The 17,952-nt window shown below is 25.9% G+C and carries 21 protein-coding genes; 15 read left to right on the forward strand and 6 right to left on the reverse strand.

Features of this window, described 5'->3' with window-relative positions:
- Positions 1 to 17: 17 nt before the first annotated feature.
- The 5 genes from H0H54_RS02130 to groL all read left to right on the forward strand — a co-directional run bounded on the left by H0H54_RS02130 (position 18) and on the right by groL (position 4,121).
- Positions 18 to 1,274 carry a sigma-54 interaction domain-containing protein gene (locus H0H54_RS02130; protein WP_185863093.1) on the forward strand — a complete coding sequence of 419 codons (1,257 nt, stop codon included), beginning with the start codon at positions 18 to 20 and terminating at the stop codon, positions 1,272 to 1,274.
- Between the two features lie 34 nt (positions 1,275 to 1,308).
- Positions 1,309 to 1,758, forward strand: a complete 450-nt coding sequence (locus tag H0H54_RS02135) for a hypothetical protein (RefSeq protein ID WP_238784767.1) — start codon at positions 1,309 to 1,311, stop codon at positions 1,756 to 1,758.
- Between the two features lie 35 nt (positions 1,759 to 1,793).
- Complete coding sequence (secG, locus tag H0H54_RS02140) at positions 1,794 to 2,027, forward strand: preprotein translocase subunit SecG (protein WP_317168479.1); 234 nt, start codon at positions 1,794 to 1,796, stop codon at positions 2,025 to 2,027.
- 116 nt (positions 2,028 to 2,143) lie between these two features.
- Positions 2,144 to 2,422, forward strand: a complete 279-nt coding sequence (locus H0H54_RS02145; RefSeq protein ID WP_185863096.1) for a co-chaperone GroES — start codon at positions 2,144 to 2,146, stop codon at positions 2,420 to 2,422.
- A 55-nt stretch (positions 2,423 to 2,477) separates the two neighbouring features.
- Positions 2,478 to 4,121: a chaperonin GroEL gene (gene groL, locus H0H54_RS02150; protein WP_185863097.1), complete on the forward strand. Its 1,644-nt coding sequence runs from the start codon at positions 2,478 to 2,480 to the stop codon at positions 4,119 to 4,121.
- Between the two features lie 71 nt (positions 4,122 to 4,192).
- Here groL and H0H54_RS02155 read toward each other — a convergent pair whose 3' ends face one another.
- The 3 genes from H0H54_RS02155 to H0H54_RS02165 form a co-directional block, all read right to left on the reverse strand.
- Positions 4,193 to 4,693, reverse strand: coding sequence for a KdsC family phosphatase (locus H0H54_RS02155; protein ID WP_185863098.1), 501 nt, complete (start codon positions 4,691 to 4,693; stop codon positions 4,193 to 4,195).
- 107 nt (positions 4,694 to 4,800) lie between these two features.
- Positions 4,801 to 5,196 carry a DUF3276 family protein gene (locus tag H0H54_RS02160; protein WP_185863099.1) on the reverse strand — a complete coding sequence of 132 codons (396 nt, stop codon included), beginning with the start codon at positions 5,194 to 5,196 and terminating at the stop codon, positions 4,801 to 4,803.
- A 104-nt stretch (positions 5,197 to 5,300) separates the two neighbouring features.
- The gene (locus H0H54_RS02165; protein WP_185863100.1) at positions 5,301 to 7,013 is read right to left on the reverse strand and encodes an ABC transporter ATP-binding protein; all 1,713 of its coding nucleotides are present in this window, start codon (positions 7,011 to 7,013) and stop codon (positions 5,301 to 5,303) included.
- 103 nt (positions 7,014 to 7,116) lie between these two features.
- Here H0H54_RS02165 and nusB point away from each other — a divergent pair, with 103 nt between their 5' ends.
- From nusB to H0H54_RS02185, 4 genes are read left to right on the forward strand one after another with little or no spacing between them, the layout of a single operon-like run.
- Entirely contained in the window at positions 7,117 to 8,049 is a 933-nt protein-coding gene (gene nusB, locus H0H54_RS02170) for a transcription antitermination factor NusB (protein WP_185863101.1), read from the forward strand.
- A gap of 24 nt (positions 8,050 to 8,073) precedes the next feature.
- The gene (gene yajC, locus H0H54_RS02175) at positions 8,074 to 8,376 is read left to right on the forward strand and encodes a preprotein translocase subunit YajC (RefSeq protein WP_185863102.1); all 303 of its coding nucleotides are present in this window, start codon (positions 8,074 to 8,076) and stop codon (positions 8,374 to 8,376) included.
- 12 nt (positions 8,377 to 8,388) lie between these two features.
- Positions 8,389 to 8,994 carry a dephospho-CoA kinase gene (gene coaE, locus H0H54_RS02180; RefSeq protein WP_185863103.1) on the forward strand — a complete coding sequence of 202 codons (606 nt, stop codon included), beginning with the start codon at positions 8,389 to 8,391 and terminating at the stop codon, positions 8,992 to 8,994.
- Positions 8,995 to 9,003: 9 nt separating this feature from the next.
- Positions 9,004 to 9,111: a 30S ribosomal protein THX gene (locus tag H0H54_RS02185; protein ID WP_185863104.1), complete on the forward strand. Its 108-nt coding sequence runs from the start codon at positions 9,004 to 9,006 to the stop codon at positions 9,109 to 9,111.
- On the opposite strand, the gene H0H54_RS02190 is transcribed toward H0H54_RS02185, so the two are convergent.
- Complete coding sequence (locus H0H54_RS02190; protein WP_185863105.1) at positions 9,112 to 9,810, reverse strand: zinc metallopeptidase; 699 nt, start codon at positions 9,808 to 9,810, stop codon at positions 9,112 to 9,114.
- 86 nt (positions 9,811 to 9,896) lie between these two features.
- Between H0H54_RS02190 and H0H54_RS02195 the strand changes: the two genes are divergently transcribed.
- Positions 9,897 to 11,204 (forward strand): NAD(P)/FAD-dependent oxidoreductase, encoded by a 1,308-nt coding sequence (locus H0H54_RS02195; RefSeq protein ID WP_185863106.1) that lies wholly within the window; start codon positions 9,897 to 9,899, stop codon positions 11,202 to 11,204.
- On the opposite strand, the gene H0H54_RS02200 is transcribed toward H0H54_RS02195, so the two are convergent.
- Complete coding sequence (locus tag H0H54_RS02200) at positions 11,181 to 12,242, reverse strand: chorismate-binding protein (protein WP_185863107.1); 1,062 nt, start codon at positions 12,240 to 12,242, stop codon at positions 11,181 to 11,183. The genes H0H54_RS02195 and H0H54_RS02200 overlap by 24 nt on opposite strands.
- Entirely contained in the window at positions 12,226 to 12,675 is a 450-nt protein-coding gene (locus H0H54_RS02205; protein ID WP_185863108.1) for a hotdog fold thioesterase, read from the reverse strand. The genes H0H54_RS02200 and H0H54_RS02205 overlap by 17 nt, the downstream gene beginning before the upstream one ends.
- Positions 12,676 to 12,777: 102 nt before the next feature.
- On the opposite strand from H0H54_RS02205, the gene idi reads away from it, so the two are divergent.
- The 5 genes from idi to H0H54_RS02230 all read left to right on the forward strand — a co-directional run bounded on the left by idi (position 12,778) and on the right by H0H54_RS02230 (position 17,948).
- Entirely contained in the window at positions 12,778 to 13,323 is a 546-nt protein-coding gene (gene idi / locus H0H54_RS02210; protein ID WP_185863109.1) for an isopentenyl-diphosphate Delta-isomerase, read from the forward strand.
- A complete protein-coding gene (locus H0H54_RS02215; RefSeq protein WP_185863110.1) occupies positions 13,320 to 13,730 on the forward strand; it encodes a 6-pyruvoyl trahydropterin synthase family protein in 411 nt (136 codons plus the stop codon). The genes idi and H0H54_RS02215 overlap by 4 nt, the downstream gene beginning before the upstream one ends.
- Positions 13,731 to 13,734: 4 nt before the next feature.
- The gene (gcvT, locus tag H0H54_RS02220; protein ID WP_185863543.1) at positions 13,735 to 14,844 is read left to right on the forward strand and encodes a glycine cleavage system aminomethyltransferase GcvT; all 1,110 of its coding nucleotides are present in this window, start codon (positions 13,735 to 13,737) and stop codon (positions 14,842 to 14,844) included.
- 106 nt (positions 14,845 to 14,950) lie between these two features.
- On the forward strand, positions 14,951 to 16,189 hold the full coding sequence (locus H0H54_RS02225) for an MATE family efflux transporter (protein WP_238784796.1): 1,239 nt from the start codon (positions 14,951 to 14,953) through the stop codon (positions 16,187 to 16,189).
- A gap of 106 nt (positions 16,190 to 16,295) precedes the next feature.
- Positions 16,296 to 17,948: a DEAD/DEAH box helicase gene (locus H0H54_RS02230; protein WP_185863111.1), complete on the forward strand. Its 1,653-nt coding sequence runs from the start codon at positions 16,296 to 16,298 to the stop codon at positions 17,946 to 17,948.
- The last annotated feature ends 4 nt before the right edge of the window (positions 17,949 to 17,952 follow it).

Genomic DNA, 17,952 nt, shown 5'->3' on the forward strand with positions numbered 1-17,952 from the left:
GATGTAAAAAATAAAACATGGAATCCATTTTTATCCAAAATATAAAACAAAAGTTTGGAATCATTGGATATGATTATGCTCTACATAGAGCTCTAGAAAAAGCGATACAAGTAGCCCCTACTGATATTTCTGTATTGGTTCTTGGGGAAAGTGGTGTAGGGAAAGAATTTATTCCAAAAATAATTCATCAATATTCTTGTAGGAAGCATCATGGTTATATTGCAGTAAATTGTGGGGCTATTCCAGAAGGTACCATTGATAGCGAACTTTTTGGACATGAAAAGGGTTCTTTTACAGGAGCAACAAGCATGCGGAAAGGTTACTTTGAAGGGGCAGATGGGGGAACTATATTTTTAGATGAAGTTGGGGAATTGCCTTTGACGACGCAAGTGCGTCTTCTTAGGATATTGGAATCAGGAGAATTTATAAAAGTAGGATCTTCCAAAATACAAAAAACTAATATACGTGTTGTTGCTGCTACTAATTTAAATATGATAGAATCTATACAAAAAGGAAAATTTAGAGAAGATTTATATTATCGTCTAAATACAGTACAAATAAATGTTCCTCCTTTACGTTTTCGTAAAAATGATATTAAATTTTTATTTAAAAAATTTTCTAATGATTTTGCAGAAAAATATAATATGCCTCCAGTGACACTGAATGAAGAGTCATTAAAATATTTGGAGAATTATTCATGGCCTGGTAATATTAGGCAATTAAAAAATCTTACAGAACAAATTTCCGTGGTAGAAGCTGAACGTGAAATTTCAGTGGAAAAATTAAAAGAATATATTCCAGAAAATATTCCGTCGATATCTTTTTCTAATCATAATATAGTGGAACCATCTTTTCATGATAGGGAAAGAGATTTTCTCTATAAAATTTTATTTGATATGAAAAAAAATTTAAATGATTTAAAAAACATTATTTTTCAATTTATTAAAAATGATTCTAATACTATATTTTTTGAAAAAAATCAAGAACTTATAGAGAAAGTTTTTGGAAAAAAAATGATTCATAATAACAGAAACAGAGATGATTCAATTTTTCAGTTGGAAGATACATCTAAATCTGAAGAAGATTTAGATTATGAAGAAGTAGAAGAAGATTTATCTAAAAATGAATTCTCTTCTTTTTCTTTGCAAAAAAAAGAGATAGAATTTATTCAAAAGGCTTTGAAAAAAAATAATGGAAAAAGGAGAAAAGCTGCAAAAGAGTTAGGGATTTCAGAAAGAACATTATATCGAAAAATTAAACAATATGGGTTATAAAAAATTTTGGGTCATTTTAATTTTCATATTTTATATGACATTTAATAGTTGTTATTATTCGTCTTTATTTTTTGATACCAAAAAAACAATAGAAATAGGAAATATATCAGAAGTAGTAAATATACCTAGAAGATCCATTTCTTTTGATTTCAAAAGAAGTATTGAAAATTATATTATGAAACATAATCCTGCTAATTTAGCATTAAAAAATGGAGATGTTATTTTGGAAGGTGTGTTTTTAAATTATGCAATTATTCCACTTGAAGATAAACCGTTAAAAAAAATTAAAGTTACAGCAAGAATATCATACAAAGATATTTATGAACCGGAAAAAAATTGGGAGAAAGATTTTGTCGTATCTGAGGTTTTCCAAAAAAATAAAAAAAATCTTTTTTCAAAAGAAGTTATTGATAAAATTATAGAGAAATTAACAATACAAGTGTATCGTAAAATATTTGATGATTTACAGAATAATAACTGGTGAAATCATACAATATAAAATAAATAAGTATGGAAAATATGTCCATAATTATATTTGGTTTTTTTATTGTTGCAACATGTCTTTTGCTTTCATTAGTGATTTTGATACAAAATCCTAAAAAAGAAAGCATTCATCAATCTTTTATGGAAAAAAATTTTAGATTTTTGGGTGTTAAAAGAACAAACACATTTTTGGAAAATGTTACTTGGTTTTTATCTATTATCATATTTTTTCTAATTTTATTTTTCAATTTTTTATTAAAATCAAAATAAAATGTGCCATAATGACATTTAACATTTATTCAACAAATAAAAAATAAAATTTTTTTCGTTTGGCATGTTTTTGGCTATGAACGATTATAACCGTTAACCTTAAAATTATTTATAATATGGTGGAAGTTAAGATTAAACCTTTAGCAGATCGAGTTCTTGTACAACCTGATCCAGCTGAAACAAAAACTGCTTCAGGCATTATTATTCCTGATACAGCGAAAGAAAAACCACAAAAAGGGACTATAATAGCAGTGGGAAAAGGAAAGAAAGATGAACCTATGTGTTTAAAAGAAGGAGATAGAGTTTTGTACGGTAAATATTCTGGTACAGAATTAAAATGGGAAGGAGAAGAATATCTCATTATGAGAGAGTCTGATATTATAGCTATTATTTAAAGTAAAGTATTTAATAGTATTTAATAAGGTAAAATTCATTAAAATTTAAAAAGTTATGGCAAAAGATATTAAATTTGATATTGAAGCAAGAGATAAATTAAAAAAAGGAGTAGATGCTTTAGCAAATGCTGTAAAGGTGACTTTGGGACCAAAAGGTCGTAATGTAGTATTGCAAAAATCTTTTGGTGGGCCTCAAGTGACTAAAGATGGGGTAACAGTTGCTAAAGAAATAGAATTAGAAGATCCTATAGAAAACTTAGGGGCTCAAATGGTTAAGGAGGTAGCATCCAAAACGAATGATGTAGCTGGAGATGGAACTACAACTGCTACTGTATTAGCTCAAGCTATTGTTAGGGAAGGATTAAAAAATGTGGCGGCTGGAGCCAATCCTATGGATTTAAAAAGAGGAATAGATAAAGCTTTGGAAGTAGTTATACAGGATCTAAAAAAACAATCTAGAGAAGTAGGAGGAAATACAGAAAAAATAAAGCAAGTAGCTTCTATTTCTGCAAATAACGATGAAAAGACTGGATCTTTAATAGCTGATGCTTTTGAAAAAGTAGGGAAAGAAGGCGTTATTACTGTTGAAGAGGCGAAAGGAACAGATACATCTGTAGATGTGGTTGAAGGTATGCAGTTTGATAGAGGTTATCAATCTCCTTATTTTGTTACAAATACTGAAAAAATGATAACAGAATTTGATCAACCTCAAATTTTGTTATCTGATAAAAAAATAGCTGCAATGAAAGATTTGTTGCCTATATTGGAACCTGTAGCTCAATCCGGTAAACCTCTATTAATAATCTCTGAAGAAGTGGAAGGTGAAGCGTTAGCGACATTAGTCGTTAATAAAATACGAGGGACTTTAAAAGTAGCGGCTATTAAAGCTCCTGGTTTTGGGGATAGAAGAAAAGCGATGCTAGAAGATATTGCTATCCTGACAGGAGGAACTGTGATTTCTGAAGAAACAGGAAGTAAATTGGAGGATGTAAAATTACATATGCTAGGAAAAGCAGAAAGAGTTATTATCGATAAAGATAATACTACTATAGTTAATGGAGGAGGAAATAAAAAAGATATAAGAGCGCGTATAGATCAGATTAAAGCACAGATAGAAACTACAACATCAGATTATGATAAAGAAAAATTACAAGAACGTCTTGCTAAGTTAGCTGGCGGGGTCGCCGTTCTTTATGTTGGAGCAGCATCTGAAGTTGAGATGAAAGAAAAAAAAGATCGTGTTGATGATGCATTGAATGCAACAAGAGCAGCTGTAGAAGAAGGTATAGTAGCAGGAGGTGGAGTGGCTTTAGTTCGTGCTATTAAATCTCTAGATAATACAAAAGGAGATAATGTAGATCAAGATACTGGAATACAAATAGTTAGAAGGTCTCTTGAAGAGCCATTACGACAAATTGTTGCCAATGCAGGAGGAGAAGGTTCTGTAGTTGTAGCTAAAGTTGCGGAAGGAAAAAGAGATTTTGGATATGACGCAAAAATTGGAGAATACAAAAATATGATAGTGGAAGGAATTATAGATCCTACTAAAGTGGCTAGAGTTGCGTTAGAAAATGCTGCTTCTGTATCAGGAATGTTGTTAACTACTGAATGTGTTGTTACAGAAATAAAGAAAGATGAACCTAATGCTGCTCCTCCAATGCCAGGAGCTGGTGGAGGAGGAATGGGTGGCATGATGTAATGAAGATGTAATGAATAGAATAGGTTTAACAAAAAAATAGTGTCTTTATTCAAGACACTATTTTTTTGTTTCTAAAACCAGTTTTTTTGTATTTTCAGCGTTTTTTCAATAACATCTCTCACACATCCTTTTCCGCCTTTTTTTGGAGAAACATATTTAGATATATCTTTAACCTCTTGAACCGCGTCTATTGGAGAACAAGGTAAAGCTACAGATTTCATAATTTCAATATCAGGAATATCATCTCCCATATATAAAACTTTTTTTTTAGTAATGTTTAAAGTATTACAATATTCATCTAAATATTTTTTTTTATTATCAACTCCTTGATAAATATAACGAATATTTAACCCTCTTAAACGTCTAAAAACCATTAAGTCTGATCCTCTTGTAATAATGCATAAATTATATCCTTTTTTGTTTGCCAATTGCATTGCATATCCATCTTTAGCAAACATTCTTCGAACAAGATTTCCATCAGGAAATAAATTTAAAGTACAATCTGTTAATACTCCATCCACATCAAATATGAAAGTATCAATATCATTCATTATACTTATATAAGTTTCCATATATTTCCATTAAACATAAAAGACAAACAACCCATTAAATTACTTTTTTGATTACAAATAATTTCAATAATTCAATTCAAAAAAAATTATATAATAAAAAAAACAATTTAAATATCTTCAAAGTTAAGATTTGTAAAATTTTTTATCTCTGATGTCTTTTTTTGTTGTCCATCCTTAATTTCTTGATTATATGTAGTATGATTTTTAAAATCTTTTTGATGACGTTCAGAGATGACTTCTCTTCCTTTTTCATTAATAATAAATCGAATCATATCATCAAGTATACTTTGAAATTTTGAAAAATCTTCTTTGTACAAATAAATTTTGTGTTTCTTATAAGTAACTTCTCCTGTTTCAGTAAAATTTTTTTTACTTTCAGTTATTGTTAAATAATAGTCACCAGCTCTTGTTTCTCTTGCATCAAAAAAATAAGTTCTACTACCAGTTTTTAGAGTGCGTGAACAAATTTCATTTCTTTCTTTTATATTTTCTTTTTCGTCCATTTCAAAAAATATTATAATCCTATTAAAGCAAATCTAAACAAAAAAAATGGTCTATACTATTTTTTTTTCAAAATAAATTTTTCACAAAAAAAATATTACGATCATTATAATTTTCTATTTTTCAATATTTTTCCGTTTTTTAATACAATAAACATATCAAAATCAGAAATATAAGAAATATCATGTGTTATGATAATAATAGTACTGTCTTTCATTTTTTCCTTAATATAATAAATCATTAATTTTCTGGTTCTTTGATCTATAGCAGAAAAGCTATCGTCAAATATAAGAATTCTAGGATTTCTTATAATAGCTCTAGCTATACATATTCTTTGTTTTTGCCCTCCAGATAAAGTAATACCTCTTTCTCCGACAATGGTTTTATATCCATTTCTAAAATTTAGTATATCATTTTCTACCATAGCTATTCTAGCGGCATCATATACTTTACATGGAGTGACTTCATCAACACTTCCTAAAGCTATATTATTATAAATAGAATCCGAAAAAAGAAAAGATTCTTGAGGAACATAACCTATGTTATTTCTAAAATTAGATAAATTATGATTTTTTAACGATAAATTATCTATCAATACTTCTCCCTGATACGGATCGTATAAACGAGATATTAATCTTCCTATGGTTGTTTTTCCTGATCCTGTTTCTCCTGTTAGGATTAAAGTTTTTCCTTTCATTAGAGTGAAGGATATTTGATTGATTGTTTTATGATGAGTATTTATATTGTTTTTATAATAAAGAAAACTTACATTTTTAAATTGAACTTTTCCAAATATTTTTGTTTTTATCAAATTATTATTCAATATTTCAGGTTGTTCTTTCAAAAATTCACTAATACGAATTTGCGATACTTTAGCTCTCTCTGAAATAGAAACTACCCATCCTAATATAATAAAAGGAAAAATTAAAACATTTATATATGTGAAAAATTCAGCAATAGTTCCAATTTCTTTGATTTCACCTTCAAAATATTTTTTTCCTCCAAAAAATAGAATTAATAAATGACAAGTCCCTATAAAAAATATAATGACAGAAGATAATATTGTATCAATTTTAGCTAATTCTATATTTTTTTTGTGGTATTTCAATATAATTTTTCTATGTTTCGCTTTAAAAAAAGGTTCTGATACAAATGATTTAATAACGTGAATTCCTGAAAAAGTTTCTTGTATAAAAGAACAGATAAGAGATTGAAAATTTTGAACGTCTTCGCTTTTACTAGTAATATAAACACTAATATAATAAACAGAAATAAAAAGAATAGGTATAGGTAACATAACATAAAAAGTCAGTATTTTATTAATACGTAACATTTGCATAAAAACCATAAAAAAAAGAATTATAAGATTTAGAAAATACATTATTCCAGGACCTATACACTGTCTTATAAAAGAAACGTCTTCTGTAAGACGATTCATTAAATCTCCTGTAGAATTCTTTTTATAAAAAGATAAACTTAATTTTTGGTAATGTGAGAAAATTTCGTTTTTTATATCAAATTCTATCATTCTAGATGTAGTAATTATACATTGTCGCATATGATATTTTACAAATCCACCTATAATTGGAACTATTAATATAATGCCAGTATAAATGCAAATATCTTTTTTCAAAGAAAGAGAATTTGATGTATTTGAAAAGTTTGTAAACAGATTTTTTATGGTATTAACAGATTTTCCTATATAAGGAATAGGAAGCAGAGTTAAAATGTTTGATACTAAAATTAATAAGAATCCTATACACAAACGTAATTTGTACTTTTGACAATATCTTTTGCTAAAAGCAAATAAACCACCCATATAACACACAAAAATACAAACTTTTTAAGTTTGATCTTTTATTTATATAATTGTACAAAAAATTTTGTCGCGCATAAAAAAAATCAACATTATTACAAAAAAAATGTCAATAAGACGGCACTTTAGAATAAGAAGTTTACAATTTTTATATGCTCAACATTTATCTAAAATGGATTCAAATGAAGTTGAAAAAAATATGCTTAGAAGTATTGAATTTTTACATCATCTATATATTTTCCTTCTTTATTTAATCTTAAAAATTAGAGAAAATGCTTTAAAAAAATACACATGTGATAATGATCAAACAGACATCATAAAAAAAATTGCATTTAACTCAGTAATAAAAATATTATCTAAAAATAAATATTTAATAGAGGAATGTCGCTATACAAAAAATTTTGTAGAAATTTTATGGAATCAACAAGACAAATATATTTTTATCTTTCTGAAAGAAATGAAAAAATCAAATTCTTACAAAGAATGTTCTATAAAAACCCGTTCTTCTTTTGAAGAAGAAAAAAGATTTATAATAAAATGCTATAAAAATTTTGTTATACCGAATAGAACATTAATAGAATACATAGAAGATTTATATTTCTTTCATGGAGAAGAAGATCTGTATATTGCTCATAATATGGTATGTAAAACTTTACAATTTATTAATCACTCTACTCCTAAAAATTTCAAATTATATAATATTTATAATAATAATGAAAATAAAAAATTTATTATCGATTTATATAGAAATACAATTTTTCATAAAGAAGAATTTAATAATTTAATTAATGATATATCAAATAATTGGGATATAGAAAGAATAGCAATTATAGATTTAATTATATTGCAAATGGCTATTTGTGAATTTTTATATTTTCCAAATATACCACCTAAAGCAACTATGAACGAGTACATAGAAATTACAAAAATATTTTGTATGGAGAAAAGTAAAGTTTTTATAAATGGAATATTAGACCAAATATATAAGTTTTTATATAAAAAAAATAAAATATTTAAAATAGGAAAAGGACTCATGTAAAGTGTCTAACTAAAATAATTATATATGTTTTTTTCATTACAACAAAATTCTATTGCAAACACCATTTGTATGTTTGTATTGATTTTCATTATATTTTATTTTTTTATGATACGTCCTCAAATAAAAAAACAAAAAATTGAAAAACAGTTTCAGGAAAATTTAAAAAAAGGAAATTATATAGTGACAAATTCAGGAATACATGGTAAAATTATAGATATAACAGATAATTTTTGTATACTAGAAACTATTACAGGAAAAATAAAACTTGAAAAAAATACAATTTCAAAAGAATTAACTCAATTACGTTATACTAATAATAGTAAATAGTAATTATATATTATGGCAAAAAAAATAAAATTAATAGGAATAACAGGAAGAATAGGATCTGGTAAAAGTTTATTTTCTTCTTTTTTCAAAAAAAAAGGAATACCTGTATATTCCTCAGATCAAAGAGGAAAAATATTAATGAATCAAATAGAAATTATAAAAAAAAATATTATAAAATCTTTTGGTCAAGATTCTTATAAAAAAAATAAAATTAATAAAACTTTTTTATCTAAAATAGTTTTCAAAAATTCTATGGCCCTGAAATTTTTATGTAGCATTGTCCATCCATGGATATCACTTGATTTTAAACAATGGATGTCAGCCCAAAAAAAAAATACATATGCAATAAAAGAATCAGCTGTATTGTTTGAAAGTAGAAGCTACAAAGAATGTGATTTTATTATAACTATAATTTCACGCCAAAAAGACATGATTGAAAGAATAATAAAAAGAGATAATTTAAATGAAAATCAAATTACAGATCGTCTAAACAATCAAATATCTAATAGAATAAGAGAAAAGAAATCCAACCTAATAATTAAAAATTACTTATCCACATATCATTTAAAAAATGAAGCAGATAGAGTACATGAATTGTTAAAAAAACTAATTATATAATTAATCAACATGGGAAAAGGAGATAAAAAAACTAGAAGAGGAAAAATAAGAAACAAAACCTATGGAAATCTTCGTCCAAATCCAAGAAATGCTAATAAAAAAAAGAAAAAAAAATAACTAAAAATGTTCATCTTTTTTTCCAGTAATAAAAGACAAAAAATACACCAATTGAGCTAAACTACCCAAGGCAGAAATTACATAAGTCATAGCTGCCCAATTTAGTGATTCTTTTGCTTTATTGTATTCTTGATGATTTACTACATTTTTATTTCTAATCCAAGTCAAAGCTCTATTACTTGCGTCCAATTCTATTGGTAATGTAATAAAAGAAAAAACTACAACTAAAAGAAATAATCCTATTCCTAATTTTAGAATCAAAGAATCTTTTCCTCCTGAACTGTAAAAAATAGTTAATCCAGACATTATTGCTAAATTTACAAATTTAGAACTTAAATTTAAAATGGGGACTAAATGATTTCGCAATTTTAATAAATGATAACCTAATCTATGTTGCAAAGCATGTCCACATTCATGGGCCGCTATTGCAATAGAAGCAGCCGTTCTATCATTATAAACTTTTTCACTTAAATTAATTGTTTTATTAATAGGGTTATAGTGATCTGTCAATTCTCCTTCTACAGAAAGAACATGAACGTCAGATATTCCATGATCCATTAACATTTTTTCTGCTATTTCTTTTCCACTCATATGTGAATGTAAATAAAGTTTAGAGTAAGCCCTAAACTTATTTCTTAATATTGCATTGACAATAACACTTGCCAAAAAAGTAGTCCCTATAATAAAATAGTAAGTCATAAAAATCTATTTTTAAACAAAATTATTAATTTATCAATTAAAATGAAAATATATATAAATTAGCTTAGTATGTCAAACTTTTGACTATGAATATACCGCCAAAAGTAAATAACCTAAAAAGAGTCGTTATTATTGGTGCTGGTTTTGCTGGATTACAAGTAGCGAAAAAATTAAGAAGAGATAAGTTTCAAGTAATTCTTATAGATAAAAATAATTATCATACTTTTCAACCCTTATTATATCAAGTAGCTACAGCAGGGTTAGAACCAGATTCTATAGCGCATTCTATTAGAAATGTTATTAAAAAAACAAAAAATTTTTTCTTTAGATTAGCTTTTGTCCATTATATTAATACAAAAAAACAGAAAATTTACACAAATGTGGGGAGTTTATCCTATGATTATTTAATTCTGGCTACGGGATCAGTTACTAATTATTTTGGAAATAAAAATATTGAATCTTTTGCTTTACCTATGAAATCTATTCCAGAAGCTTTGAATTTAAGAAGTCTTATCCTACAAGATTTTGAATCTGCATTATTAACAAAAAATGATAAGGAGAAAAAAAGACTTATGACTTTTGTTATTGTAGGAGGAGGACCTACTGGAGTGGAATTAGCTGGAGCTTTAGCTGAAATGAAAAGATATATATTGCCACATGATTATCCTGATTTAGATATACGATATATGAACATTCACTTATTACAAGCTACTTCTAGATTATTAGATGGAATGTCCAAAGAGTCCGCTAAACAAGCCTATAAGAATTTAAAAGAATTAGGTGTTATTATTTGGTTAAATTGTTTGGTAAAAGACTATGATGGAGAAATAGTTTTTATGGAAAAAAATAAAAAAATAGAATCTTCTAATGTAATATGGGCTGCAGGAGTAAAAGGAGCTATTATAAAGGGTTTTTTAAAAGAAGATATAGAAGGGAATAGAATTTTAGTAGATAACTATCTTAGAGCTAAGAGATATGAAAATATTTTTGCGATTGGAGATATAGCTTATATGAATGGAAATAAACATTATCCTAATGGTCATCCTATGACGGCTCAACCTGCTATACAACAGGGAAATTACTTAGCTAAAAATTTTAATTGTTTCTTAGATGATAATAAAAACATGAAACCTTTTATTTATAAAAACTTAGGTTCCATGGCTACTATTGGAAGAAATAAAGCTGTGTGTGATTTCCCTTATTTAAAATTAAAAGGATTCTTAGCATGGATTGTTTGGATGTTTATTCATTTGGTCAGTTTAGTAGGTTTCAGAAATAGGGTAATAGCTTTAACAAATTGGATTATTCAATATTTTCATTACAATAAAAGTGTACGTTTAATTATAAGACCATTTTATAGAAAAAAAAAATTATTTGAAAACAAGTTGAGATAAAATACTTTTGATTTTATTTTCTGTTTCTATGTACTCTTGATGAAGATTACTATCTATAGTAATTCCGCTACCAGCATATAAAGTCATTTCTCTTTTATCTTTTTTGATTCTTATACATCTTAAATTAAGATACAATTCCATGTTATTATGGTTTACTGTACCGATATATCCAGTATAAAAATTTCTTTTATATCCTTCATTTTTATGAATGAAATCTAAAGATTCTTTTTTGGGAAACCCACATATAGAAGGAGTTGGATATAAACGATTTAATAAGTCATAATAATCAGGTTGATTATAAAATAAAAAATGAATTGGGGTTTCTAAGTGTTTTAAATATCCTATTTTTATAGTTTTAGTATTTTTTATATGAATAGAGCCTTTATAAGATTTTAGTAAATCAAGGATATATCTTGTTACAATTTCATGTTCTTCTATTTCTTTTTTAGTCCATTTATTATTTTCCCAAGTAGTTCCTGCTAAAGATGAAACTTTTAATTTATTGTTATAACATTTCATTAGCAATTCAGGAGAACATCCCATCCAAAATCCATGTCTAAAATCATACCAAAAGCTAATTAAAGCATTGGGATAAGCACAAATTAATTTTAAAAATGTATTTTTGAAGTGAAAATTTCGGAAAGAAATTTTTAGATATCTGGATAAAACGACTTTTTTAAAAAACCCTTTTTTTATATTTTTAATAGCTTTTTTTATCAAATTTTGATATTCATAAGAATACGTCAAAAAAGAAGAATTCTTTTCCCAAAAAGAAGAATGAAAATCTTGTTTTTTATAAAATCCTTGTATATTCACATAATATATTTGTTTTGGGTATATTTTTATGGCATAATCTTGATTGAAATTTTGAATTAAGAAAAAGTTTCCTCTTATAGAGTTACAATCATAATGGGCATAATGGGAATAAAAAAATATCTTTTTATCATAGGGTTTTCTAAAAAGAATAAAATTATTATGTTTATAATAATTTCTTATAATTTTCTTGTATAGAGAAAAAACACTAATTTCTATTGACATGGTTTGTTTTTATGATATTAGTCAGTTTACAAAAACTAATGATATTTTTTTTTTTGTCAAAAATATTAACTTGAACAAAATGCAAAGTATTTCCTTTATGTAAAATTTTAGCTTCTGCAAACAAAATTCCATTTTTCATGGATCGAACGTGATTTGCAGAAACTTCAATACTAAAAACATGAAAATTGTTTTTTTTTTCATTTTTCATGTTTACAAAAGAAATAGAACTTCCAACGCTTTCAGCTAGAATCACAACGGCCCCTCCATGTAGATATCCAAAAGGCTGATAAACTTTATGAGTTACAGGCATTTTTGCTATCAGAGTGTTTAATTTAGGAGATAAAAAAATAAATTGAATTTGCATTATGTTTATTAATGTGTTTTTTTTTAAATTATTCAATTCATTTAATAATTCTTGAATTTTTTTTTTCATAAACAAAAAAAAAGCAAAGAGAATTACTTATCATACTAATTTACATTATTATTATTTTGTCTTTTCAAAAAAGAAAGAAAATTAATGAGTAAAAAATAAAATATGAAAATAAAAAGAAAAAATAACGAAGATCTTATTCCTTTAATAGGAATGAAAAATAAAATTATAGGATTTGAAAAAAAAGAAAAAATTCATATAAAAGGATTGCTACATAGCGCTGTTTCTGTTTTTATTTTTAATCTAGAAAACAATTTAATGCTACAAAAAAGATCAACAAATAAATATCATTCTTCTTTACTTTGGACTAATACCTGTTGTAGTCATCCTAAAAAAAATGAGTCTGTTTTAAAAGCAGCACATCGTTGTTTAATAGAAGAAATGGGTTTTGACTGTTTTTTAGAACACAAATTTAATTTTACTTACCATGGACTTTTAAGTAATGGTTTAATAGAAAATGAATTAGATCATGTTTTTGTTGGTGTCTATGAAAAATCTCCAATTATAAATTCTCAAGAGGTAGATAATTGGAAATGGATTTCATTAAATGAATTAATTGAAAATATTTATGCTTATCCGGATTCCTATACCATTTGGTTAAAAATTATTGTTAAAAATTATTTAAGTCAATTAAAATGTATTAAAATATGATAGCAACCATAAATAGAAAAGGATATTTTAGTGCCGCACATAGACTTTACAATGACCATTGGAATGATCAAAAAAATATTGAAATATTTGGAAAATGTGCGTATTCAAATTATCATGGACATAATTACGAATATATTGTAAGTCTTACAGGAGAGATAGACCCAGAAACTGGATTCGTTTTTAATTTGCAAAAACTGAAATATATTCTTTATGATGAGGTGGAAAGAATTTTTGATCATAAAAATATAAATTTAGATATTCAAGAATTCTCATCTATCAATCCCACTATAGAAAATATAGCTATTTTCATATGGGATAAAATCAATCAAAAAATATCTTCTAATTTAGACTTAAAAATAACTCTGTACGAAACAAAGAATAATTTTGTTGAATATAACGGAAAATAAAATGATGAACAAAGATTTTATAAAAAAAACAATTTTATTTGATAATCACATAGATTTGGGCGCTAAAATGATCTGCTATTCTGGATTTTACATGCCTATTCAATATACTTCTTCATTAACAGAACATATGTTTGTAAGAAACAATGCTGGAATTTTTGATGTAAGTCATATGGGAAAATTGATTTTGAAAGGAAAACATTCCGGGAAACTCATTCAATATCTAACGACAAATGATATTTGTAAAATCCAAATTGGCCAAGCTCAATATACTTGTTTAATTAATGATAAAGGGGGGATTATAGATGACTTAGTTATTTATAAAATTTTGGAAAACAAATTTTTACTAATAGTTAATGCAACTAATATTGAAAAAAATAAAAAATGGATAAATGATCATATTAAAAAACATGAATATTTCGATACAGAATTAATAGACACTTCTCTAAAATATTCTATTTTAGCTATACAAGGACCTTTATCTTTATTTTATGCTCAGAAATTAACAAATATTCCATTAAATCGAATTTCTTATTACCACTTTGAAATAGGAGTATTTTCTGGAATAAAAAATGTATTAATTTCTTGTACAGGATATACAGGATCTAAAGGAATAGAAATTTATGTTTCCAATGAAAATGTAGAGAAAATATGGAATGATGTTTTAGAGATAGGAAAATCTAAAATCATCCCTTGCGGGATAGCTAGTAGAGATTCATTGAGATTAGAAATGGGGTATCGTTTGTATGGACAAGATCTTTCTGAAGAAATAACTCCTATAGAAGCAAATTTATCCTGGATAATTAAATTCGAAAAAAAATTTATAGCGAAAAAAATATTACAAAAACAAAAAAAAGAAAAAAAGCATAAAAAATTTATATCCTTTATTATTGAAAATAAAAATACAATTCCGAGGAAAGGACATTTATTAATAGATGAAAATGAAACAACTATTGGTTATGTCTCTTCTGGAGGTTATTCTCCAGTTTTAAAAAAAAGTATTGGATTAGGATATTTAATAAATCAAATCAAAACAAATAAAATATTTGTTCTCATAAGAAAAAAAAGGATTTCCATCAAAACAGTTAAATTACCTTTTATTAAAATTCAAAACTGAATGTTTCAAAATATATTTAAAACATATTAAAAAAAATTTTTTATTATCGATTCCTGTAATTTTTACACAATTAGGTGTAATATGTGTAGGGTTATCTGATAATATGATGGTTGGTGTTTTAGGGAAACAAGCTTTAGCTTCAGTTTCATTGGCTAATGCTGTCTTTTTTATTACAATCATTTTTGGATTAGGAATATCTACAAGTATTTCTTCTTTAATTGCATCTGTAGATGCAAAACAAGAATATAAAAAAGGGGCTATCATTTTCCATCATGGATTAATTATAAATTTTTTTTTATCTGTATTTATGTATGGATTAATACATATATTTTTTTATATTTTTCCTTATTTAGGACAGCCTGAAGACATCTTGAATGAGACCATCTCTTTTTTGAAAATAGTATCTATTTCTTTTATACCTTGTATGATATTCGAAGTATTTAGAAAATTTTCAGAAGGATTATCTCTAGTATTTCCAGGGTTAATTATAACTTGGATATCCGCTAGTTTAAACATTGTATTAAATTATGTATTTCTTTACGGAAAATATGGTTGTCCCAAATTGGGAACTATTGGCGTCGCTTATGCGACCTTAATATCTCGTGTTATTATGTTGATAGGAATTTTCATTTTATTGCATAAATACAAAAAAGTACATAATTACTATAATAAACTAAAATATTTTTTCTTAGAAAAAAAATATATAAAAAAAATATTAAAAATAGGAATTCCCTCTGGATTACAGATGTTATTTGAAGTAAGTGCTTTTGCCATTTCTTCTTTTATATCAGGAAAATGTGGAATTAAAGTATTGGCTGCTCATCAAATAGTTATTAGTTTAGTTTCTTCCACTTTTCTTCTTAGTACAGGCCTTTCTGTAACTGCTACAATTAGAATAGGAAATCAGTTAGCTTTAAAAAATTATTTAGAATTAAAAAGGATAGGAAAATCTATTTTTTTTATGGGAATTATTTTTATGTTAATTTGTAGTTTTTTATTTATTTTCTTTCGAAGTGATATCCCTTATATTTACATAAAAAATGATGATGAAGTTATTCAACTAGCGGAAAAAATGATTGTTATTGCTAGCTTTTTTCAATTATCTGATGGATTACAAGGAATTATTCTGGGAGCATTAAGAGGATTACAAGATGTTCATATCCCTATGTGGATTAGCTTTTTTTCTTACTGGATTATTGCTATACCTACAGCATGGTTTCTATCCATAAAAATGGGGGGAATAGGAGTGTGGATTGGGTTAGGATTAGGATTAACTGTATCCGCCATGTTACTATTTATAAGATATAATACTGTAATTAAAAGACTCATAAAAAAAATACAATAAACATTTAGTATTCAAATATTATAAGTTCGTATTTCGTATTTAAATATATATATTTGTTGTGCAATCAATCAAGAAAAATTTTAATAGTATTTTTACTATTCTTTGTATGAAAACATTTAAAGAATATAATTTTTTTAACGATAATATAATTCAAGCTATAGAAGATATTGGTTTTAAATATCCAACCCAGATACAAGAAAAAGTAATCCCTTTTTTATTGTCTTCAGAAAAAGATGTTATAGCATTGGCTCAAACTGGAACAGGAAAAACAGCTGCTTTCGGATTACCAATTATTCAAAAATTAAATTTTAAGTCTACCTTTCCTCAAGCTTTGATTTTATGTCCTACAAGAGAATTATGTATACAAATAACACGTGATCTTTGTCGTTTTTCAAAATTTTCATCGTTTATAAAAATTGTTTCTTTATATGGAGGCGCTAATATCAATTCTCAAATAAAATCTTTAAAAAACAAAATTCATATTATAGTAGGAACTCCAGGAAGAATTATCGATTTAATCAAAAGAAAAAAATTATTTTTTGATAGCATTCAATATTTAGTGCTTGATGAAGCGGATGAAATGTTGAACATGGGATTTAAAGATGAATTAGATTACATAGTGGAAAAATTACCAAAAAAAAGACAAAGTCTTTTATTTTCAGCAACAATGTCTAAATATATGAACGTAATAGCTCATAAATATTTAATAGATCCTGTAGAAATTATCACAGGAAAAAAAAATATAGGCCCCGATGATGTTAAACATGTTTATTATATAATAGAAAATTTAAATAAAAAATATTTAGCTCTAAAAAGAATTGTGGACATCAATCCTGATATTTATGGGATCATATTTTGTGGAACAAAAAAAGAAACTAAAGAGATATCTGAATCTTTAATTAAAGATGGTTATAATGCTGATGCTTTATATGGAGATCTTTCGCAAACACAACGTGAATCTGTTATGAATAGATTTAGAAATAGAAATTTACAATTTCTTGTCGCAACAGATGTTGCCGCTCGTGGATTAGATGTGAATAATATTACTCATGTTATTAATTATAATCTTCCGAAGGAAAGTGAGACTTATGTTCATAGAAGTGGTCGTACTGGAAGAGCTGGAAATGTGGGAATTTCTGTTTGTATTATTCAAACCAAAGAAATTAGAAATTTAAAAGAATTTGAAAAAAAAATAGGAAAAAATTTTGATCGTGTCATGGTTCCTACTGGAGAAGAAATATGCGAAAAACAACTATTCCATTTTATAGATAAGATAAAAAAAGTAGTTGTAGATGAAGAACTTATGAAAAAATTTCTTCCTGAAATACAAAAAAATTTAGAATTTCTTGATAAGAGAGAATTAATTAAACGTTTTTCCTGGATAGGATTTAATCATTTTATAAATTTTTATAAAAATTCCAAAGATTTAAATCCTATTTCTTTTTCTTCTAAAAAGAACTATAACTTTTTATACGATAAAAAAAGGATTTTATCAAAGTCAAAAATAAAAAAATCAAAAAAAGAATCTTTTTCAAAGCTTTTTTTGAATATAGGATATAAAGATAATTTGACAAAATTAGGATTGATAAATTTAATCAACCAAGCTGCAAACAATTCACATATTAATATTGGACACATAGAAATTTTATCAAATTTTTCACTATTTGAAGTGGAAAAACGTTATAGAAAGAAAATATTAATAGGAATGAGCAAAATCAATCATATGGGAAGACCTATTTCGATAGAAATTAAAAACTAGAATT

The sequence above is a fragment of the Blattabacterium cuenoti genome, from assembly GCF_014251815.1.
In the GTDB taxonomy this organism is placed as follows: Bacteria; Bacteroidota; Bacteroidia; order Flavobacteriales; family Blattabacteriaceae; genus Blattabacterium; species Blattabacterium cuenoti_E.